This window comes from Ferruginibacter sp. (assembly GCF_028288465.1).
Lineage (GTDB): Bacteria > Bacteroidota > Bacteroidia > Chitinophagales > Chitinophagaceae > Ferruginibacter.
The window spans coordinates 1-22,201 of the sequence record NZ_JAQBNR010000031.1 but is presented as its reverse complement, the minus strand read 5'-3'; the positions used below and the strand labels follow the sequence as shown (position 1 = coordinate 22,201).

General features: G+C 39.8%; 22 protein-coding genes. 7 read left to right on the top strand and 15 right to left on the bottom strand.

The features are described from left to right. The first annotated feature begins 161 nt into the window (after positions 1-161). Entirely contained in the window at positions 162-2,597 is a 2,436-nt protein-coding gene (locus JWR61_RS14125; RefSeq protein WP_301928412.1) for a M1 family metallopeptidase, read from the top strand. Between the two features lie 66 nt (positions 2,598-2,663). Here JWR61_RS14125 and JWR61_RS14120 read toward each other — a convergent pair whose 3' ends face one another. The 9 genes from JWR61_RS14120 to JWR61_RS14080 all read right to left on the bottom strand — a co-directional run bounded on the left by JWR61_RS14120 (position 2,664) and on the right by JWR61_RS14080 (position 10,445). Beyond that, a complete protein-coding gene (locus JWR61_RS14120; protein WP_301928411.1) occupies positions 2,664-3,467 on the bottom strand; it encodes a YgcG family protein in 804 nt (267 codons plus the stop codon). Positions 3,468-3,536: 69 nt separating this feature from the next. Further along, the gene (locus JWR61_RS14115; RefSeq protein ID WP_301928410.1) at positions 3,537-4,001 is read right to left on the bottom strand and encodes a TPM domain-containing protein; all 465 of its coding nucleotides are present in this window, start codon (positions 3,999-4,001) and stop codon (positions 3,537-3,539) included. A 10-nt stretch (positions 4,002-4,011) separates the two neighbouring features. Beyond that, a complete protein-coding gene (locus JWR61_RS14110; protein WP_301928409.1) occupies positions 4,012-4,602 on the bottom strand; it encodes a LemA family protein in 591 nt (196 codons plus the stop codon). A gap of 11 nt (positions 4,603-4,613) precedes the next feature. Then, entirely contained in the window at positions 4,614-5,198 is a 585-nt protein-coding gene (locus JWR61_RS14105) for a LemA family protein (protein ID WP_290340219.1), read from the bottom strand. A gap of 196 nt (positions 5,199-5,394) precedes the next feature. Continuing rightward, positions 5,395-6,288, bottom strand: a complete 894-nt coding sequence (locus JWR61_RS14100; RefSeq protein WP_301928408.1) for a hypothetical protein — start codon at positions 6,286-6,288, stop codon at positions 5,395-5,397. Between the two features lie 105 nt (positions 6,289-6,393). Continuing rightward, complete coding sequence (pgk, locus tag JWR61_RS14095) at positions 6,394-7,605, bottom strand: phosphoglycerate kinase (RefSeq protein WP_301928407.1); 1,212 nt, start codon at positions 7,603-7,605, stop codon at positions 6,394-6,396. Positions 7,606-7,838: 233 nt separating this feature from the next. Next, positions 7,839-8,849 (bottom strand): type I glyceraldehyde-3-phosphate dehydrogenase, encoded by a 1,011-nt coding sequence (gene gap, locus JWR61_RS14090; protein WP_290340222.1) that lies wholly within the window; start codon positions 8,847-8,849, stop codon positions 7,839-7,841. A 162-nt stretch (positions 8,850-9,011) separates the two neighbouring features. Continuing rightward, the gene (locus JWR61_RS14085; protein ID WP_301928406.1) at positions 9,012-9,716 is read right to left on the bottom strand and encodes a hypothetical protein; all 705 of its coding nucleotides are present in this window, start codon (positions 9,714-9,716) and stop codon (positions 9,012-9,014) included. Between the two features lie 12 nt (positions 9,717-9,728). Beyond that, on the bottom strand, positions 9,729-10,445 hold the full coding sequence (locus tag JWR61_RS14080) for a hypothetical protein (RefSeq protein WP_301928405.1): 717 nt from the start codon (positions 10,443-10,445) through the stop codon (positions 9,729-9,731). A gap of 157 nt (positions 10,446-10,602) precedes the next feature. On the opposite strand from JWR61_RS14080, the gene ade reads away from it, so the two are divergent. After that, a complete protein-coding gene (gene ade, locus JWR61_RS14075; protein ID WP_301928404.1) occupies positions 10,603-12,234 on the top strand; it encodes an adenine deaminase in 1,632 nt (543 codons plus the stop codon). On the opposite strand, the gene JWR61_RS14070 is transcribed toward ade, so the two are convergent. Together JWR61_RS14070 and JWR61_RS14065 are read right to left on the bottom strand one after the other, a co-directional pair. Next, a complete protein-coding gene (locus JWR61_RS14070) occupies positions 12,224-12,643 on the bottom strand; it encodes a hypothetical protein (protein WP_301928403.1) in 420 nt (139 codons plus the stop codon). The genes ade and JWR61_RS14070 overlap by 11 nt on opposite strands. A gap of 59 nt (positions 12,644-12,702) precedes the next feature. Next, positions 12,703-13,788, bottom strand: coding sequence for an anhydro-N-acetylmuramic acid kinase (locus JWR61_RS14065; protein WP_301928402.1), 1,086 nt, complete (start codon positions 13,786-13,788; stop codon positions 12,703-12,705). A gap of 88 nt (positions 13,789-13,876) precedes the next feature. Between JWR61_RS14065 and upp the strand changes: the two genes are divergently transcribed. Next, entirely contained in the window at positions 13,877-14,527 is a 651-nt protein-coding gene (upp, locus tag JWR61_RS14060; RefSeq protein ID WP_290340228.1) for a uracil phosphoribosyltransferase, read from the top strand. Between the two features lie 174 nt (positions 14,528-14,701). Next, on the top strand, positions 14,702-15,706 hold the full coding sequence (locus JWR61_RS14055; protein WP_301928401.1) for a PorP/SprF family type IX secretion system membrane protein: 1,005 nt from the start codon (positions 14,702-14,704) through the stop codon (positions 15,704-15,706). Between the two features lie 18 nt (positions 15,707-15,724). Here the strand turns inward: JWR61_RS14055 and JWR61_RS14050 are convergent, their stop codons facing one another. Then, positions 15,725-16,333, bottom strand: a complete 609-nt coding sequence (locus JWR61_RS14050) for a DNA-3-methyladenine glycosylase (protein WP_301928400.1) — start codon at positions 16,331-16,333, stop codon at positions 15,725-15,727. Positions 16,334-16,416: 83 nt separating this feature from the next. Between JWR61_RS14050 and JWR61_RS14045 the strand changes: the two genes are divergently transcribed. Together JWR61_RS14045 and JWR61_RS14040 are read left to right on the top strand one after the other, a co-directional pair. Then, a complete protein-coding gene (locus JWR61_RS14045) occupies positions 16,417-17,181 on the top strand; it encodes an EI24 domain-containing protein (protein ID WP_301928399.1) in 765 nt (254 codons plus the stop codon). Beyond that, positions 17,178-17,876 (top strand): SAM-dependent methyltransferase, encoded by a 699-nt coding sequence (locus JWR61_RS14040; RefSeq protein ID WP_301928398.1) that lies wholly within the window; start codon positions 17,178-17,180, stop codon positions 17,874-17,876. The genes JWR61_RS14045 and JWR61_RS14040 overlap by 4 nt, the downstream gene beginning before the upstream one ends. Before the next feature lie 8 nt (positions 17,877-17,884). Here the strand turns inward: JWR61_RS14040 and JWR61_RS14035 are convergent, their stop codons facing one another. Together JWR61_RS14035 and JWR61_RS14030 are read right to left on the bottom strand one after the other, a co-directional pair. Beyond that, positions 17,885-18,307, bottom strand: a complete 423-nt coding sequence (locus tag JWR61_RS14035; protein ID WP_301928397.1) for a hypothetical protein — start codon at positions 18,305-18,307, stop codon at positions 17,885-17,887. A 21-nt stretch (positions 18,308-18,328) separates the two neighbouring features. Continuing rightward, positions 18,329-19,702 carry a M20/M25/M40 family metallo-hydrolase gene (locus JWR61_RS14030; protein ID WP_301928396.1) on the bottom strand — a complete coding sequence of 458 codons (1,374 nt, stop codon included), beginning with the start codon at positions 19,700-19,702 and terminating at the stop codon, positions 18,329-18,331. Between the two features lie 243 nt (positions 19,703-19,945). Here JWR61_RS14030 and bshA point away from each other — a divergent pair, with 243 nt between their 5' ends. Continuing rightward, on the top strand, positions 19,946-21,082 hold the full coding sequence (gene bshA / locus JWR61_RS14025; protein WP_290340237.1) for an N-acetyl-alpha-D-glucosaminyl L-malate synthase BshA: 1,137 nt from the start codon (positions 19,946-19,948) through the stop codon (positions 21,080-21,082). On the opposite strand, the gene JWR61_RS14020 is transcribed toward bshA, so the two are convergent. Continuing rightward, positions 21,068-22,201, bottom strand: a 1,134-nt coding sequence (locus tag JWR61_RS14020) for a murein hydrolase activator EnvC (protein WP_301928395.1), incomplete at its 5' end; no start/stop codon positions are given. The two genes, bshA and JWR61_RS14020, sit on opposite strands and share 15 nt — an antisense overlap.

The following is a 22,201-nucleotide window of genomic DNA, read 5'->3' as shown; positions in this document are numbered from 1 at the left end:
CCAGGCAGATAATAAAAAGAAACCTTTGTAAATACTTCATGCTGTGTTATGCTTTACCTACAAAACTACTTATTATTATTTTCATCATTTTGCCAATTTATAAAAATTCAATTTGAGTTAACAACATGAAAGCTATTTTTACAACTTACAAAAATTATGTTATGAAGCATTTGTTGATTTTTATTGTTTTAGTTTTAAGTGTTTATACGCCTCAAGCCCAGGAAAAGGAAGCAGCTGCCGCTTCCACTGACATATACAGGCAAACCTATCCCAAAACCAATGAGCTGGTTCATACCAAACTGCAGGTAAAGTTCGATTTTTCCAAAGCATGGATGTACGGAAAAGCATGGCTAACACTACAACCCCATTTTTATTCTACAGATACATTGACCCTGGACGCAAAAGGAATGGATATTAAAGAAGTATCCATTGCGAAAGGAAACGCCACTACGGCGTTAAAATACACCTACGACAGCCTTCAACTTTTCATCAAATTAGACAAGGCTTATTCAGCAAAAGAAAAGTATACCATCTACATCAGCTACGTATCAAAACCCAATGATCTGAAGGCAACCGGCAGCGCAGCTATTACAGACGCCAGGGGTTTGTATTTTATAAATCCCACAGGAGCAGATAAAGACAAACCAACACAGATATGGACGCAGGGCGAAACAGAAGCCAACAGTGTTTGGATGCCTACTATTGATAAGCCAAATCAAAAAAGCACAGAAGAAATATATATGACTGTGCCGGCTAAATATGTAACACTCAGTAATGGTCTGCTCATCAATCAGCAAAAAAATCCGGATGGTACACGAACAGACTACTGGAAAATGGATTTACCCCATGCTCCCTATTTATTTTTTATGGGCGCAGGCGATTTTGCCATTGTAAAAGACCACTATAAAAAAATGGAAGTGAATTATTATGTAGAAAAAAAATACGAACCGGTAGCAAAAAAAATATTCGGACATACGCCTGACATGATTGGCTTTTATGAAAAAATATTGGGTGTACCCTATCAATGGCCCAAATACAGCCAGATAGTTGGAAGGGATTATGTCAGCGGCGCCATGGAAAACACCACCGCTACATTGCACCAGGAAAGTGCTTATCAAAACGCACGGCAATTAACCGAGGGCAACGCCTGGGAAGAAACCATTGCGCATGAATTGTTTCATCACTGGTTTGGTGATTTAGTAACGGCAGAGAGCTGGAGCAATCTTACAGTCAATGAGAGTTTTGCCAACTACAGCGAATACCTTTGGACAGAACATGAATATGGTAAAGACTTTGCCGATGCACATAATTTTGAAGATATGCAGGGCTATCTGCAAAGCGGCAGTGAGCAAAAACAACTGGTTCGCTTTAACTATGCAGACAAAGAAGATATGTTTGATGCGGTGAGCTATAACAAAGGCGGACGCATACTGCACATGCTGCGCAATTATGTGGGAGATGATGCCTTCTTTAAATCATTGAATAATTACTTAACTGCCAATAAATTTAAAACAGGCGAGGCCGCCCAGTTAAGACTGTCATTTGAAGAAGTTACTGGTGAAGATTTAAACTGGTTCTGGAATCAATGGTATTACGGCAGCGGACATCCCAAATTAAAAATTGATTACGTTTATGATGATGCTCATGGAAATTTACAGGTAATCATTCAGCAGACTCAAGCAGATAAAATATTTCGTTTACCCATCAGCATTGATATTTATAAAGGCTCAAATAAAAGTAAACATAAAGTATGGCTCCAAAATAGTACAGACACTTTTACATTCAGTTACAGTCAACATCCTGATTTAGTTAATGTAGACGCTGCGAAGGCAACACTATGCGAAAAAACAGATAATAAAACAACCGAAAATTTTGTTTACCAGTTTACCCACGCACCCAATTACCTGGACAGAAAAGAAGCACTCGATTATTTTGCAGCTAAAGGATTGAAAGAACTTGCTATAGGATTAAATGATCCGTTTGCCGGACTAAGAAAGCAGACGATTGAAAGTTTACTGGAATCTAAATTTGCTACCGATGAATCGATCATTAAACGCGTTGAAGAAATCGCTGCCAGTGAAAACGATAAAAAAACAAAAGCGGCTGCATTGATATTTTTAGGTGCCACCGGGTACAGCAAGTATCAAACTTTATTTTTGAAAAATGCAGATGATTCATCATATAGTGTTGCTGGTGCAGCACTGTCGGGACTTACCGTTTTGGATCCGGCGAACGGGTATAGTTTAGCCAAAAAATATGCTGCAGATGCAAAAGGAGCATTGGGTGAAGCTGTATTAAGCGGCTTGATAACACAAGGGAACGAAGCCGATTATGATGTGATAAGCAACTTATTCAATCAAACTTCTTTCGGCCAGGAAAAAGTAGCAATGGCATTTGGCATAGTAAAATATCTTTCCAGAGTAACTGACATCAGCAAAATTAAAAAGAGTATTGATGCAGTTATGGCGGTTAGAAAAAGCATTCCTGTGCAATACAGGAATATGAGCGATCCTGCATTTAAGCAAGCCTTCGATGCGCTGGGAAAGGCTAAGGGAAAAGAAATTGACACATACATTAAAGAAAGTCTGAGTCAATAAGCATTGGTTAAAATATAAAAATCCCAACCGTAAAAAGTTGGGATTTTTATAAAGCATATTTTGAAATTACCAGCTACCGCTTGATCCGCCGCCGCCAAAACTTCCACCACCGAAGCCACCAAAACCACCGCCACCTGAGCCTCCGCCACCACCTCCGCCAAAACCACCGCCACCTCTGCCTCCACCACTGAGCAGGTCACCGATAATAAAAGGCATTACGCCCCCCCTGCTCATGTAAGACCCGCCGCCACCGCGACCACCGGAACTGATTGCAAGAAATACAATAATTATAATAACAATAAAAATGATTTTACCAATTCCAGATGATTGACCACGCTTGTTATAATCTTTCGGTGCTTTAAATTCGCCTTTGGTTGCTTCAATGATAGCATCCGTGCCCTGGTTAATACCCGCATAATAATCGTTGCCCTTAAATTCAGGTACAATTATTTGTTCAATTATTTGCTGACAGGTTAAGTCTGGCAACGACTTTTCCAGCCCATAACCCGGTGAAATATTTAGTTTTCTATCCCCGATAGAGACCAATAATATTACACCGTTGTTACTTTTTTTATTTCCCACGCCCCATTTTCTTCCAAGCTCAATGGCAACATCTGCTATATCTTTTCCTTCAACAGTGGGCACTATTACAACTGTTACCTGGTTAGATGTTGTATCATCAAAATGGTACAATTTGCTTTCCAACGCTTCTTTTTGATCAGCCGTTAATATATTGGCATAATCGTTTACGAGCTTGGGCGGATTAGGTGGTGTACTGATTACCTTATCAATGGAAAAATTTGAACCGGTTTGAGCCACCGCCAATATCGCAACAAATACAAAAAATAATATGGAGGTAACTTTTTTCATGCTCCTGATCCGGTAAAGGAATATATTTTTATAAGTTTTTTAATTATTTTATTTGGAAAGAATAGCACATTATTTGCCAAATACAATCTCATCCGGCAATTCATTCTTATCAGCAGCATTATTATAAGGAAACTTTTCTTTCAATGTTTGCCCGATGTGCAGTACACATTGCTCAATTCCATTGCTTATATTTTCTTTGGAAAACTGTGCAATCATATTTTTAACCTCTTTATCCCAATATTCGGCGCCTACCATTTTATATATACCCTCATCCGCAAATAAAGCCAGTTCCTTATCTTTTATGGCAATGTACAATAGCACCGCGTTACGGTCATCCGTCTTATCCATTTTTAATTGAAAGAAAATTTCAGAAGCCCGGTCCATGACATTTACAAAAGGATTGCGGCTTTCTACATATACCCGAACCTCGCCACTGGTTTCCTTTTCTGCAATGCGTATAGCCTGCACTATCTGCTCATTATCCCGCGCAGAAAAAAAACCTTTCGGCTTGCCGAAAATTGAAAATATACCCACGGTAAATAAATTAAAATTTTATTTCTACTGCTCTCTCCGCTCCGGCATCAGACTGAAAGCCTTCCCTTGCTTTAAAGCCTAAAACGCCTGCAACCAGTTTTGTCGGGAAGCTTCGTACAGAACTGTTATAATCCTGGATGGCATCGTTAAAATCCTTACGGGCCACTTTTATTCTTCTTTCTGTTCCTTCAAGTTGTGTTTGCAAACCTTTAAAAGCAGCAGCCCCCTGCAATTCAGGATATTTTTCTACGGTAATTAATAGCCGGTTGGTAGCAGCAGCCAAACCATCCTGCGCCGACATCTGCTCTTTAAATTTATCTGCATTTACCTCACTGGAAGAAACAGTTACAGCAGTTGCTTTAGCCCTGGCTTCAGTTAATTGCTGCAGTGTAGCTTGTTCAAAGTTTGCCTGGCCCTTTACCACATTTACCAGGTTCGGAATAAGATCAATCCTGCGCTGGTAGGCATTCTGCACTTCGTTCCACTGTAATTTTACCTGCTCCTCTTTTTTAACCAGCCCATTGTAGGTCACAATTAAAAAAACTCCAAGAAGAATGACTATTCCGCCGATAATATAACCAGAAGACCGTTTGCTATTCATACGATGAAAACTTAAAATTTAACTTCGGGTGCCTTTTCTGCCCCTGCATCGGCTTTAAAGCCTTCTTTTTGTTTGAAGCCAAATAAGCCTCCTAAAATGTTCATCGGGAAAGAGCGAACCTTTGTATTGTATACATTAATTTCTTCATTAAAATTTTTCCGGGCATTTTTAATTCCGTTTTCAATGCCTTCCAGTTCACCCTGTAATTTGGTGAAATTTTCTGTAGCCTTTAATGTTGGATACGCTTCTACTGTAGCCAGCAGCCTGCTGAGTGCGCCTGTTAACTGACCCTGTGCAGCCTGAAACTCGGCAACTTTTTCCGGGGTTAAGTTGTCTGCATTGATGTTTACACTGGTTGCCTTAGCTCTTGCCTCAACCACATCTGTAAGGGTTTTTTGTTCGAAATTTGCAGCGCCCTTTACTGTATTTACCAAGTTAGGAACGAGATCGCTCCTTTGCTGATATTCAGTCTGCACGTTGTTCCAGGCCTTCTTTACAGATTCATCTTGTTTAACCAAACCATTGTAGCCATTGCAGCCTAAAAAACCAACTATAACTACAATAGCCAATACTATTATTAATCCGGGACGTTTCATTTTGCTTAATTTTTAATTTTGAGTATTTAAATATAACAATCTTTTAGTTATCATTTTTTTAGATAATAAGCTCAAAAATAGTAAAGTTATACAGAGAAAAATATTCTTTCTCTCTTTAGTTACCAAGACGTACAAAGCTTTTTAATATTTGATAAATAGTTTTGTAATTAAGCGCAGCCTTAAATTAATTGGAAAATTATTTTTTGGTAAAAGTATAGGCAAGCTTTAACTGCCAATACGCGGCAATAGCACTGTTGGCTACCACGGGAATGAAAATACTTCCATCGGGAACCAATTCAAAGCTACCGAAATGAAAGCTTGAGTAAAGGTTTAATTCAATATTACTTAATGTAAATTGACTGGCTGAAGACTGAGCACTTGCAGTTGTGGTGGTTCCTGAACCATTGCTTCCTCTACCCCTTATATGGGCATGACCTTTGGACACGGATTTTAAAAAACCTTTACTTCCTGTGTTTTGAGTAATGTAATGGACTGATTGCAGAAAAGAATAATACCCATTATTACCGCCATTTAAAATGATGGATGGTGCAATATCAATTTCATTATTTGAATGAGAAACAAAATTAAAATTATGGGTGACTCCGGCCGCTAAATTAAAAACCCCCTGGGTGATATTATTTTCATCCTGTCCAAAACCAGCATTTGCAATAAACACAGGTGCAAGCCATGTTTTTTTATACGATACATAAGCATACAGCTCATTACTAATTGGGGTGTAAGGTATATGTGTATTATTGGAAAAGAAGAAGTGAGTATAATTAAAGTTAAGATTCACAGGTCTATCGTAGGACTCATAAAAAGCAGTGGCCGTATTCATATAAACAACTTGCTTACCTCCCGATGATAATGTATTAAGTGCATAATCTAACCCGAGTCCGCTCTTATGCATTATGCGAACAAAAGGAGCCAGGGTGAATGCACTTTGTAGTGCAGTATCAGTTCCACTAATTGAATAGTTGGCAGTTGTGCTTGTGGATACACCAGTCTGAATAAAAACGGATTTAGAATTTTCCTGGGCAAGGCTTTGGAGAGTGCTGAATAAAATCAGCATAGCAGTCAGATTTTTCATAGTATGATATTGTACTTTGTTACAGGTAAAAATACCGTGAAAGAAAGAAGGGTATCGTTAACTATTTGTTACTGGTTAACGATACCCTTATTCAAACATTGTTAACTACTCTTTTATAGCCGCAATTCCCGGTAGTACTTTTCCTTCAAAGTATTCCAGCATGGCGCCACCACCCGTACTTACATAACTTACTTTATCTGCAAGGTGAAACTGGTTTACTGCTGAAACACTGTCGCCACCTCCTACCAGGCTAAATGCACCTTTTGAGGTTGCATCGGCAACGGATAAAGCAATAGCTTTTGTTCCACCCTGGAATTTTTCCATTTCAAAAACGCCCATGGGGCCGTTCCATAAAATGGTTTTTGAATTGCGGATAACTTCACTAAAAATGCCAATTGCTTTCGGACCGATATCCAATCCCATCCAGCCATCGGGTATCTGGTCACTCGGGCAATCTTTTGTGTTGGCATCAGCTGCAAACTTATCAGCTATAATAGAATCTTCCGGCAAGTGGATGCTTACATTTTTTTGTTTTGCTTTTTCTAAAATGTCAATTGCCGTTTGTAAACGATCATCTTCACATAAAGAACCGCCAATTTTGCCACCCCGGGCCTTTAAAAATGTATAGGCCATACCGCCACCAATAATAATGTCGGTAGCCCTTTGCAGTAAGTTTTCTATAATTAAAATTTTATCTGAAACCTTTGCTCCGCCTATGATTGCGGTGAATGGTTTTTCTGATTCATGTAATACTTTTTCTGCACTCTTCACTTCGCTTTCCATCAGTAAGCCAAACATTTTTTTATCTGCCGCAAAGAACTGTGCAATTACCGCTGTAGAGGCATGTGCTCTGTGTGCTGTGCCAAATGCGTCGTTGACATATACATCGCCCAGCTTGCTTAATTTTTCCGCGAAGTCTTTATCGCCCTTTTCTTCCTCCTTATAAAAACGAAGATTTTCCAGCAACAAAACTTCACCTGCTCTTAATGTTGAAGCGGTGAGATTAGCTTGTTCGCCAATACAGTCATCGGCAAAAAATACTTTGGTTGTGTTGCCGCCGTCCGGATTTAATAATTCGTGCAGGTGCTTCACCAAATGCTTCAGGGAATATTTATCTGTCGGGCCATCCTTGGGGCGACCAAAATGGCTCATCAAAATAGCGCTGCCGCCATCTGCCAGTATTTTTTTTATAGTTGGTATCGTGGCTGACATTCTTGTGTCGTCGGTGATGTTAAACTGGTCATCGAGCGGAACGTTAAAGTCTACCCGTACCAGGGCTTTGTGACCTGCGAAGTTAAAATCTGAAAATGTACTCATGGTGCCTGTCTCCGCAACAGGCGGAGAACTTAATTTTAAAGGTTATTAAAATAAGCAAGGCTTTCAAAATAAATTTGAAAGCCTTGCTTTAATGGTATAAACAAAGAACTACCTGATGCATCAGCAAATGTATGCCGCTGCAAATTGAAGACGTTCCAGGTTGGTATGCGGTATAAGTGAGTGACACAACGATGTTGCCATGAAAAACAACTGTTTGTCAAACACTCAAAATATTACTTGATTAAACCTGCAAAATGATGAACCGTACGTACCAGCTGAGATACATAGCTCATTTCGTTATCGTACCAGCTAACTGTTTTTACCAATTGCTTGTCGCCAACGGTGATCACTTTTGTTTGGGTTGCGTCAAATAAAGATCCGAAAGTAGTACCGATAATGTCAGAACTTACAATCTCATCTACATTGTAACCGAAACTTTCGTTGCTGGCTTCTTTCATAGCTGCGTTTATTTCTTCTGCAGTTACCGATTTGTTCAGCACACTTGTAAGCTCAGTTAAAGAACCGGTAATAACGGGTACCCTTTGCGCACTTCCGTCTAATTTACCTTTCAATTCCGGCAAAACCAGGCCGATTGCTTTTGCAGCGCCGGTACTGTTGGGAACGATGTTGGCAGCAGCAGCTCTTGCCCTGCGCAAATCGCCTTTTGGATGTGGTGCATCCAGTGTGTTCTGATCATTGGTATAAGCGTGGATGGTAGTCATGATAGCGGTTGCGATACCAAACTTATCATTCAACACTTTTGCCATTGGGGCCAAACAGTTGGTAGTACAACTTGCACAGCTGATGATAGTTTCAGAACCATCAAGTATGCTATGGTTAACATTAAAAACAACTGTTTTTAAATCGCCTGTAGCTGGTGCAGAAATAACTACTCTTTTAGCGCCTGCTGTAAGATGTGCTTCTGCTTTTGCCTTATCGGTGAAAAATCCTGTGCTTTCAATTACCACGTCAACACCGTGACTTCCCCATGGAATTTGCGCCGGATCTTTTTGTGCGTAAATCTTTACTTCATGACCATTTACTATAATTGAATTTTCTGTTGAGGTAACTTCCTGGTTAAAGCGGCCTTGCGCACTATCGTATTTTAATAAGTGCGCCAATACTGCCGGACTAGTTAAATCATTGATAGCAACGACATCAATGCCCTGCATGTTATAAATTTGACGAAACACCAAACGGCCGATACGACCGAATCCGTTGATGGCAACTTTTACTGTACTCATAATAAAAAGTGATTTTTTGATTTTTTAGAAACGTTGCAAAGGTACGAAGGATTACAGGAAAATAATGCTGAATTTTAAAGGATTTGCGGCATATAGTAAAATTATTTTAACCAAATTTTACCGGCAATAAGTTAGATTATGCAATTGCACCATTACTGCCGGTTAATTTGCAGTAAACATCTTCTCATCCACTGCCACATTGGTTTCTATTTTAGAAAAAGTAATTTCTCCTCTGGCTATGGTATTTGTAAACGGAAAAATATAACCGTTTTCGTTCACCTTATAATTAGCATAAGTATTCACAACTTCTTCTTCGCCCGGTATGTTTTGAGAAGCAACGGACTTAACTATAAAATAGGTTTTACTGTCAATAAAATAAGTAATTACCCGTCCGGATTTCAGCGTTGCTTTTATTTTATAACAATCGGTATTCTCAGCATTCTCTTTGCCCTGCAATTCAAGCTGGTTTCCCTTTTCCTTATAATTAAATAAAGCCCCCTGCAAATCGAGCATACCGGAACCGGTTTTTACTTCTTCGTCTTTCATTGCCTCGGGGGATGACTGTCCCATAAAAGGCATATAAGTCCAGCCAGCAGCAGGCGTATAAACCTGGTAACCGCTCATGCCCATTGCTACGATATCGTTTCTTTGTCCGGCCATATTCACCTTTGTAATGATCAAAGCAACGTCGGTACCGCTCACATTTAAAGTCCCCTCCATCCTTACTGATTTTAAAGAAGCCAGCTTTTCCTTTCCTCCCAAAGCATCTACATATTTATTTATAATTTCGTCAATGGTTTGGGCATGGATGGTTTGTGCGCTTACAACTGCTGCGATGGCTAATAAGCCCAGTTTGATTTTTTTCATGTTTTAGTTTAATTATGATTGTATAGGTAGTTTTACAATAAAGGGTTCAAAAGGTTGATTGATCACTATTTTTTCCAATTGAATTTCGCAATGGCTATTTTCATTACTTCCTTTCTTTGATACGTGTATTGAATGGGCAATCTGAATTCCATCAACTGGTTTGTAATTGTGGTAGGTGAGATAATTACCTGTATCCCCAGACGAAACAGCCTCTTTTATAAGACAAGATTGCTGAAGCATGAAGCCTGAAGTATTTATCCAGTAATGTATTTCCTGCTGATCTTTGGTGGTCAGCTTTACGTGATAACAGCTGTTATCCCCAACTATTTCTTTGCCAATTAAAACAACCGAATAGCCTTTACCGGCATAGTTTACAAGGTATTGGGAAATGTCCGGAGTTGTTTGCATTTCAGTCATTAAATTATCAATTTGCATTGTACCTTTTAAGGTATTTCCCCAAGTAAGGCCTTCATCATTTGCAGTCTGCCATTGCATGTTAAAGCCGGAAGGATTTAATTCATCCCGCTGTTTAGTAATTTGTAAACGAACTGCAATTCCAGTAAAGGTCATCTCCCCTTTCATACACATTTCCCTGATATCCTCCATTTTGTTAAGACCACCTTTAGCACGGATATGCTTTTCAATTATTTCATCAATAGTTTGTCCACCGGCAAATTGTATCGCCACCAGCAAAAAAACAAATATGCCAAACAAAACCAGGTTCATCATGATGCTAATTTATACCAAAGCTGAAAGATATTATAAATATGAGAGGTGTTGATATTAAATAACGATGAAATTGGCTTCATCCGTCAGGGGTTAAAAGTAACGGGTTATGCTTACTTTTAATCCCTGAAAAAGTCGGGCTTCAACTAAAAATATTTGTATGCAATTTTCAATAAAAGGCAATGTGGTAAACATTTTTGATAAGGTCATCTTTTATGGTGAAGTGACTGTAGAAGATGGAAAGATCAGTGCCATTTCAAAAATTTCAGCTGCTAAGGAGGATGCCAGTTTTATTTTACCCGGTTTTGTTGATAGTCATGTGCACATAGAAAGTTCCATGCTTGTACCCAGCGAATTTGCCCGTATGGCGGTGGTGCATGGTACTGTTGCCACAGTAAGTGATCCGCACGAAATTGCCAATGTTTGTGGTATGGCAGGCGTAGAATTTATGATTGAGAATGGAAAAACAGTGCCCTTTAAATTTAATTTTGGAGCACCCAGTTGTGTACCTGCCACTATTTTTGAAACTGCAGGTGCAGCTTTAAATTCCGCTGATGTAGAGTCACTGCTTCAAAAAGACGATGTTAAATACCTGAGCGAAATGATGAATTTCCCAGGCGTATTAAATGGCGATGAAGAAGTAATGAAAAAAATTGCGGCTGCAAAAAAATACAACAAACCTGTTGATGGGCACGCCCCCGGCCTTAGGGGAGAAGCCGCTAAAATTTACATTGCCGCGGGCATCACTACCGATCACGAATGTTTTACCGCTGAAGAAGCATTGGATAAGTTACAGTACGGTATGCAAATTTTAATCAGGGAAGGAAGTGCGGCCAAAAATTTTGAAGCCCTTGTTGACCTACTCAGAGATCATGCTTCCGGAATGATGTTTTGCAGCGATGACAAACATCCTGATAGTTTGGCCGAAGGACATATTAACCTGTTGTGCGAAAGAGCCGTTGCAAAGGGAATTGATGTTTTTAATGTTTTACAGGCGGCGTGCATAAACCCGGTGCTGCATTATAAACTAAACGTAGGGTTATTAAGAGAAGGTGATGCTGCTGATTTTATTGTTGCTGAAGATCTTAGTCATTTTAAAATTAAGCAAACTTACATTGATGGGTTATTGGTTGCTTCAGATGGCGTATCGTTAATTACTGCACACACCTCCGGCTTAATCAACCAGTTTGATTGTGTAGAAAAAAGGATTGCTGATTTTACAATTGCAGATATAGGCTCGAGAGAGATTTTTGTAATTGAAGCTATGGAAGGACAACTGATAACAAATAAACTCAGCATGCAACCCTCCGTTGCAAATGGAGCAATAGTAAGCAATGTGGCCAACGATATTTTAAAAATCGTAGTGGTAAACCGTTACAGAAATGCGTCGGTTGCCAAATCTTTTGTAACAAATTTTGGTTTAAAGCAGGGAGCCATTGCTTCCAGCGTGGCACACGATAGCCATAATATTATTGCTGTTGGTGTTGATGATGAAAGTATTTGCCGCGCCGTAAATATGGTGATTAAAGAAAAAGGGGGCATAAGCGCAGTATCAGACAATGGGCCAGATATGGTATTGGGTTTGCCTGTAGCCGGATTAATGAGCAACGAAGATGGTTATACCGTAGCAGCCAGATACACAGCAATTGATAAAATGGTAAAGGAAAAATTGGGTTCAACATTGGCAGCACCTTTTATGACCTTATCATTTATGGCGCTGCTGGTAATTCCCCATTTAAAATTAAGCGACCTTGGTTTATTTGATGGCGACCAGTTTGCTTTTATTGATTGATTTTTGCGCTTACTATTTTAATCGCCACGCTGTCCGTGCCTTTGGGTGCGAAATATTTTGTTTTGAAATCCACAGATTTACCAGGCGCAATTACATCGTATATCGTTTCGTTGTCTTTTTCAAGCAACGTACCGGTCTTGCTGAAAAAGGATAATTCCAGCTGTACATCCTTATAGCTGCATACCTTCGCACTGTTATCAATATTTCCTTTTATAACGGTTTGTCCAAGCAGATTATGTTTATCGTGGCTGTACACTTTTAAAAAAGTTATTGGATTTTTCTTTTCTTTTTCCAGTAAAGTTTCTGTTGCTTTTTTGTAGTTCTCTTTATCTGATGCAGTTTCTGTAGTACCATTGCTGCATGCCATCATAAGAAGGATCACCAATAACAACCCCGGTATTGTTTTCATGTTAAAAATTTTACAAATAAACCAAAAATTTGTGAAAGGCCGAAGGCTGAAACCTGGTGTTAAGCCTTGCCCATCCAAAGTGCGCCGCCAATGCTATTTTGTGATGCCCCGGTTACTGACGCCAGCACATTAATTTCTTCACGCCATCGCAGTACCCCTATTAACGCCATAATCAATGCCTCCTTGTATTTCACCAGTTGCTCATCAGGCACAACAACGGCTATTGATTTTTCTTTCAATAAATGACTGATTCTATCTTTCAAAAAAGTATTGAATGCGCCTCCACCCGTTAGCAGCAGTTTCTTATCCCTCCGTCCTGCTTCATCGCCAATGGCTGCTTTAACCTGTATGGCAATATGCTCGGTATAAGTTCTTAAAGCATCTTCCACAGTAGTTGAAGCATCTTCAATTAATTGATATACTGTGTCAGTTCCAAAACTATTGGCCAGGGATTTCGGTGCAGGTTGCCGGTAATAGTCCAATTGATTTAACTGCTCCAATAACTGTTCATTTAATTTCCCCGATGCAGCAATTTTTCCAGCATCATCATACAATAAACCTTTTTTTGCCGCCAGCATGTTTAAAACTCTGTTGGCAGCACAAATATCGAAAGCTACATGCTTACCTTCAGCATTGATTGAAATGTTGGCAATACCTCCAATGTTTAAAAAGTACTCATATTCTGCCAGCAGCAATTTTTCGCCAATGGGTACAATTGGTGCTCCCTGTCCGCCGAGAGCCACATCCATACTGCGCAAATCACTTACAACCGGTAAGCAGGTTACCGCGGCAATGGCAGCTCCATCTCCAATTTGGGCTGTCATTTTTTGACCGGGTAAATGAAATGTGGTATGCCCGTGCGACGCCACAAGGTTTACGCGGTGATGCAAATTATTGTTATCAATGAACTTATTAATTGCCTGACCAATGTAATGGCCATAGGCTGTATGAAGTAATAAATAATCTGCTGCAGAAAGGCTCGTTGCATTGGCTAACTTTTCTTTCCATTTGGTTTCATACGCCAAACAATCTGCCACCAAAATCTGGTAACTCCATTTTCCCCCAGTTTCTGTTAACTCTGTAAAAGCAATATCCAATCCATCCAGCGAGCTGCCGCTCATTATACCGATTGCCCTGTAAATCATAATTTTTTGAAATTTTAATTCCTACTTTTACAACGTGGGTTGAGGGTGCAATTTCAAATTTCAAAATCAAAGTTTCAAAATAATATTCATGGTAGTTAATTTAAGTCAGCAACATTCACTGGTGAGTAATTGGGTAAGCGAACTAAGAGATGTAGAGACTCAAAATGACAGGATGCGTTTTCGTAAAAACCTGGAGCGGATTGGAGAAGTAGCAGCCTATGAAATAAGTAAAACGCTGGCATGGGAAGAAAAAGAAATTACAACTCCGCTAGGTATTGCCAATTGCAAGGTGCTGCAAACTCAGCCGGTACTGGCTACCATTTTACGGGCCGGACTTGGTATGCACAACGGACTGTTGAATTATTTTGATAAAGGGGAAAATGCTTTTATCAGCGCCTACCGCAAACACAATCCTGATGGGGGCTTTGAAATAAGCATTGAATACATCAGCTGCCCTGAGCTGGATGACAAAGTGCTGATCATCAGCGATCCGATGATTGCCACAGGTGCATCTTTAGTAAAGGCCATACAATACCTGAAACAAGAAGGCGTTATTAAGGAAATTCATATTGTTTGTGCCATAGCATGCACCGTCGGTATTGAATTTGTTTTAAGAGAGCAGCCAAAAGCAACGATCTGGTGTGGTGACATTGATGACGAGATAACAGGTAAAGGCTATATTGTGCCGGGGTTGGGCGACGCCGGAGACCTGGCATTTGGACAAAAAATGCAGTTTTAATTTTAAGTGGCCGGGCTGTTTTTTTTATTGCTCATTTCGTCCATAAAAATCCCAGCGTTTCACATATCGCCTGAGCCAGGAAAAATGGTTTTTATGATTGAATAAACTTTTACAGGCCCATTGCAGCTATTTACTGCAAAAGCTTATCTTTAATATTCTGAAGCAAAATTCAAAATGAGAAAATTAGTTTTTTTAGCCTGTACACTATTATTTGCCGTGTTTGTTAAAGCACAGGATCCCCATTTTTCACAATTTTTCTCTTCACCACTTACCTTAAACCCTGCTTTTACAGGAAAGTTTGACGGACAATGGCGTTTAGCCGCTAACCACAGGGATCAATGGCCATCTATCCCCAAAGCTTATGTTACTACCAGTGCTTCCCTGGACTTTAGCATTCTTAAAAATAAAGTTCCGCAAGGGGATGTTTTCGGAATTGGCATTTCCGGGTTAAGTGATCAAAGTGCTGATGCTGCACTTAAATTGAATTACGGATCTCTTTCAATGAGTTACCATAAAGCATTGGATGAGGATGGCTATAACACAATCGGTGCTGGTTTTCAGGCTACCTATACAAGTGCCATTCTTGATTTTTCGAAACTTACTTTTGAAGATCAGCTGACACAAAATGGCTTTACAGGCACTACAGCAGAAACCTTGAATAATGGCAGCAATCAAAATTATTTTGATGTAAACGCCGGTTTGTTGTATTCGGGGTCAAGCAATGGTATTAATAACTATTACCTTGGCGCATCGATATACCATATTAACAAACCCAGCTTAAGTTTTATCGACAAGACATGGAACCTCTCCAGCAGATTAACCGTTCATGGTGGTGGTTCATTTCCGGTAGCTGATAATTTATCAGTATTTACATCCGCTATTTTTCAATTGCAAAACAAGGCTACGGAAACTGTTGTAGGGGGAGCTTTGTCTGCCAACGTTAACAGTGATGATGTAAACCCAACGAGTGTTTACCTGGGTACCTGGTATCGTTTTGGGGACGCTCTTATCCCATACATTGGTATCGAAATTAACGGCCTGCGTATCGGGGCAAGTTATGATGTAAATACGAGCAGTCTTAAAGCCGCTACTGCCAGCAGGGGAGGATCAGAATTTTCATTGATATACATTAAAAAAGAAGCTTCTAAAAACAAGGGTATCCCTTGCCCTAAATTTTAATTCGTTCCGATTGTAAGCCTACTTAACCGGCTTACCGCTTACAAATTTATTTCCCTTTATATAGAAGCGATAAGGTAATAAAGCATCATCCCCGGCATAGTCTACGCCTATTCGCTGGCTTATGCCAATTTGCTCATTTTTTAGGGCATATCCATCAGATGCGATATAAATGGCATCTCCCGAAAGATCGCCTCCCGAATGAATTTTAGCAATCCCTAGCGCTTTAGCCATATTACCAGGCCCCTTCGTCAAAGTAGTATCCAACACTTTTTTACCCGTTCTGGCAAGCATAATATCTGTACCTGACAGTGGCTCAGCAGCCCTTATTAAAATTGCATGCGGTACTTCGCTGACGTTGGTTACTACATTAAACATCTGGTGCATTCCATAACAGATGTATACATAACTTATTCCGCCGGCTAAATACATTACTTCATTGCGTGCCGTACGTTTTCCCTGCCATGCATGCGATGCTTTATCAGTCACACCTGCATAGGCTTCCGTTTCAACAATCCTTGCACTGGTAAAGCCATCATCAAAATCGGTGACAATAATTTTACCCAACAAATCACGGGCTATCGCTAATACATTTTTACGTTTATAAAAATCAATGCCTAATTTCTTCAAGTTATCTGTACTTTTAAACACAAATTTATACAATCCAGCATCTTGTAACAATCAACCAGAAAATCTACCATGAATAATCGAGCATGTTAAAAGATATTGTTATTGCCATACAATCTTATCTTGAGGCGCACCGCTTTATTGTAAAGCACCGCTTATGGAAATGGATTTTGATACCAGGCATTTTATATGCCGCACTTTTTGGAGTGGGAATTTACCTTTTCTGGATCAGCAGCGGCCAGGCTATTGACGCCATCTTCTCCGTTACCGGCTTAAAAAAATGGATGTATACCATGGAGGGTAGCTGGCTCAAATTCCTGTTTATTTTTGGCCAGGTAATTTTACAATTGGTGATGCTGCTGTTTTATTTCTCTTTATTTAAATACCTTTTTCTCATCGTTGGTTCCCCTTTATTTGCCTACCTGAGCGAAAAAACGGAAGCCATCATGGAAGACAGGGATTTTCCATTTAGTTTTCAGCAATTGTTAAGCGACATCGCCCGGGGTATTAAGTTAGCTTTCAGAAATGCCCTGTGGCAAACTGTATACACTTTGTCCATCCTGATACTTTCATTCATCCCATTAATAGGTTGGTTTACGCCACTGATAGCGTTGATTATTGAATGTTATTACCTTGGCTTTGCTATGCTTGATTACAGTTCTGAAAGACACAAATTATCTGCTTCCCAAAGTATTGATTTTATCGGCCGTCATAAAGGACTTGCTGTTGGAAATGGCATCGTTTTTTACCTTATGCACAGCGTAATTATCGTTGGATGGATACTTGCACCAAGCTATGCCGTTGTAGCCGCCACTATCAGTTTTTATAAAACAAAGCCCCGTCTGTCATGAATTCGATCGTTTATTTAGTTCCCTGCGTGCTGGATGAGACAGCTTTAAATACAATACCTCATTACATAATCGAGGCTGTAAAAAACTGCCAGGTAATTTTTGCAGAAAACGAACGTACAGCAAGACGTTTTTTAAAAAGCATCTGCAAAGAAATTGTAATTGATGATTATGAATGGTTTACAATTCATAAAGCAGAGGAAGACCAAAAAAATAGTTTCAGGCAGAAAGTAAAAGAACACAAAAATATTGCCATCATCAGTGAAGCCGGCTGCCCGGGCATTGCTGATCCCGGCCAGATTTTGATTGAACTGGCGCAGCAATTGAACGTTGTTGTTAAACCGTTGGTTGGCCCAAGCTCTATCCTGCTCGCATTGATGGCCAGCGGCATGAACGGACAACAGTTTGAATTTGTAGGCTATCTGCCCATTGATAACGGGGAAAGAATGAAGACCATTAAAGAACTGGAAACAAGTTCACAAAGGAAAAAAAGTACCATTATTTTTATCGAAACACCTTACCGCAATAATCAACTCATAGAAACACTGCTTAAAAGTTGCAAGCCGTCTACAAGACTTTGTATTGCGGCAGAACTAACCGGTGCGAACGAGTTTGTAAAAACAAAAACGATCGCAGACTGGGGAAAAGAAAAAACCGACTTTCATAAAAAGCCGGTCATATTTTTATTGCTGGCGTAAGATTATTTTTACTTGGTGGTTGCTTCTGGTATAACTTCATCTACCAGGTACTCACTTTCCCCACGCCAAAATAGTTTGCCATTTTTTTGCTGATAATGAACTTTTACCTGTTTGCCTTCATAGAATTGCAACGCCTTTGCTATACTGTCAGATGGAACAGAGAAGTAAAATTTTTCGGAAGCGATCGCAACATTGCTTGTTGAAGCAACACTACTCATTACAAGTTCACCTTCATAGGTTTTAAACATGTTGCCCTTGTGTGAGAGTTTCTGCATTAAACCGCTGCGGTATCCGTCACTATAGGTATAAAAATATTTCCACCAAAACAAAAATCCCAATACCACTAATAGTATTAAAGTAAACCAGCGTACAAATTTTTTAAATGCGCCTGCCTTTTTGGGTTGTAACTGTACCGTGCTGCTTGTATCCATAATTTCTTTTTTGTAAGTTAATTATAATCCATATTTATCAATTAAATAAATGAGTGCCGCCATGTTTAATGCACCCAGGTTCAGCTCTCTTTTACTAACGTTTTCAAAAACGTCTGTACCTGCGTGGTGAACATCAAAGTACCGTTGACTGTCGGGATTTAACCCTGCAAGAGATGCACCAATTTTTTTTAATGGTCCCACATCTGCACCACTTCCGCCGGCGGCTAATTCATACACTCCGTAAGGATAAAATAAATTCTTCCATTGCAAAACCTTGTTCAGCTGAGCTTCTGTCATATCCAGGCGAAATCCCCTTGGTGTAAATCCGCCTTCATCACTTTCCAAACCAAACAAATGAGTCTCTTTATTTTTCTCAGCTATTTCAAGATATTTTTCTCCTCCACGGCCGCCATTTTCTTCATTCATAAACATCACTGCACGCAGGGTTCTTTTAGGTTGAACACCTGCAGCCTTGATGGCTCTTAATACTTCAATGCTTTGCATCACGCCTGCGCCATCATCCTGCGCTCCTTCTGCCAGATCCCAACTGTCCAGATGACCACCTACTGTAATAATTTCTTTTGGAAATTCCTTTCCCTTGATTTCTCCAACCACATTGTAAGAGATCGTGTCCGGAAGCATAGCACAGGTGTTGGTAAAAGATGCCGTCAATACCATTCTTAATTTTAGTTGTTTACTGAGCCACTCTGCATCATTGGTGCTGATGGCTACTGCGGGAATTTTGGGAAATGAATCGTTGTAAACTGTCACACCTGTATGCGGAAAGTCGTCTGTGTTGCTCGCCAGTGATCGAACCATCACTCCGATGGCACCATAGCTGGCAGCCTTCGAAGGGCCTGCGACTCTTGATCCACCACTTTCTCCATATGCCCTGAAGGTATGGATATAGGTAGGATTCATTTCAAAATTAAAAAATACAATTTTGCCTTTTATAACGGTTGCACCCAGCTGATCAAGTTCTTTAAAACTTCTTACCTCAACTACACCAGCACTAATGCCTTTTTTACCCGTGCCCAGGGAATTGCCCAGCGAACATAAATGCAATGGGTAGGGTGCTTTCCCTGCAACCTGTATAAGCCCTTTTTCCTTTATACCCCTTACCCAATGCGGCACCATACAGGGTTGCAGGTAAACCGTATCAGCCCCCGCCTCTTTCAGCATCCTTGCAGTTGCTTCTACTGCCTTTTGCGCCTGCGGTGAGCCGGATAATCTAGGGCCTACTTTTTTACAAAGAAACCGCAGGTTTTCATACGCCTTTCCGTTGATTAAAACCTCGTCTGCTATTTTCCTGATCATTGCAGAATCTTCTGCCTGTGCAACACAAAAAGCAGGTAATAAAAAAATGATTACTGCCGGGATTATCTTTTTAAACATTTTACTGATTTAGTTTAACAAACTTAGTGATTTAGCTGTTACGCATTAGCAACCGCTGTAGCAAATTTGTCAAAAACATTCCCTTTGCAAGAATTGAAGACACCATTGAGTTGCGACTAAATGTAAAAAGCATATTTTGATCGTTCCTTAACACAACAATACAATAATGCGGACGGCATCGGGTATGGATAATAAATTTGTAAATTGTGCCAAATTTAAAAAACACGGCTAAAATTATACTGTATGAATATTGCGATTGTTTGTTATCCAACCTTTGGTGGTAGCGGCGTACTGGCAACAGAATTGGGAAAGGCCCTGGCCGATAAAGGTCATAATATACATTTTATAACTTACCAGCAACCGGTAAGACTAAGCCATTTTCACACAAATATATTTTACCATGAAGTAAGGGTCCCCACGTATCCGTTGTTCGATTTTCCTCCTTATGAAACGGCTTTATCCAGCACAATGGTTGATGTAATAACCAATAATAACATTCAGCTGCTGCACGTCCATTATGCCATCCCGCATGCATCTGCCGCTTATATGGCCAAGCAAATACTTGCAAAAGAAGGCATTCATATTCCCGTAATCACTACGCTTCACGGAACGGATATTACACTGGTTGGACGGGATAAAACTTACCGCCCGGTAGTAACTTTTTCCATGAATGAAAGTGATATTCTTACAGCAGTATCCGATAACCTGAAAGAAGAAACCTTCCGCAATTTTGCTATAGAAAAAGACATCGAAGTGATATACAATTTTGTGGATGTAAAGCGCTTTAACCGCAAACCTGTGGATGCATTTAAAAAGCTGATTGCACCCAACGGAGAAAAAATAATTGTACATGCCAGCAACTTTCGTAAAGTAAAAAGAGTGGATGATGTGGTAAAAACATTCTTATTGCTCAATGAAAAAATACCTTCCAAATTATTGTTGCTGGGCGATGGACCAGAACGTCCTTCAATTGAAGCGGACGCAAGAAACAGCAATGCATGCGATGCGATTAAATTTTTGGGTAAGCAGGAACAAATGGAAGATATTTTACCAATCGCAGATTTGTTTTTGCTGACCAGCGAATATGAAAGTTTTGGATTGGCGGCGCTGGAAGCGATGGCGGCTGAAGTACCGGTTATTTCAACCAACGCAGGCGGATTACCGGAAATTATTATAGACGGCAATTGCGGTTATATGAGTAATGTCGGGGATGTGGAAGATATGAGTAAAAACGCCATCCTGATTTTACAGGATAAAACAACACATGACCGGTTTAAAGCAAATGCCCTGATCCAGGCTAAAAAATTTGATATTGATAATATTGTCCCTCAGTACGAAAAGTTGTATGAAAGGTTGATTGTATTATCACCGGCGTCTTAGCCACTGTTCCGGGTTAAGGTCTCCCTTTTCTTTAGTGATGTTTAGTTTGACTTCGCCAACTCCATCCAGATTAGCCCCCACTTTACCAATAACTTGTCCTATCTGTACGATTTCGCCTTTATTTAAATTTACTCCTGTTAAATTACTATAGGCGGTAAAATAGCCACCATGTTTCACCACAACTAATTCTACGTCGTCATAATTATTTATCAGAACAACTTCACCACCGAAAATTACTTTTACCGGTGCTCCTATATCGCAGCCTATTGATAGCCCATCATTTACAATTGTAACATCGCCCACCTTATTCGGGCCATAGTGCAATAAAACGTATCCTTTATCAACAGGCCATGGCAGCTTACCCTGATTTATTTTAAAATTTTCATTTAAAGTAACAGCAGCATCTGTATTTAATAATTCACTCTGCTTGTTAACGGGCGCAATAACTGTTTTTTTGGGCACTTTCGCTATGGTTTTTGTACCAGCGGTGTTGTCATTATTATCGCTACTATTTTTTGCTGCTTTCAGTTCTGCCTCTCTAATTTTCCGTTCTTCAGTTGCCTTTGCAGCAGAGGCTCTTTTGGCTTCTTCAACAGCTCGCCTTATAGCAGCAGTAATAGCATTGCTCACTTTTGCCATTTGCTTTTTCTTTGCTGCCACCACGTTATTCAATTCTTTACCCTGCGCCTTCAACTGCTTAACAATCTGATCTTTTTCTTCTTGTTGCGATTGTAACACATTTGCTTCTTTTGCCTGTACCTGCAACACAGTGCTTTTCTTTTTCTTTGTGCCGCTCAAATCATTAATACGGTTGCGCAACAACTCCTGTGTACGCAAAATATTTTGTCCCTGCATCTCACGGTAATTCCTGTAACTTTTTAAATAGGTAATCCTTTTGATGGCATCATTAAAACTGGAGGCGGAAAATATAAAATTTAAAAAGTCGGAATTATTCCTGTTTTTATAAGAATACACCATGCTTTTGGCATAATCTTGCTTTAATGTATCCAGCAACAATTGCATTTTATTGATGTCCCGTTGCGATTTATAAATAGTGTTATCCAGAAAATTGATATCCTGGCTAATATTATCAATTACTTTTTCCTGCAGACTTAATTT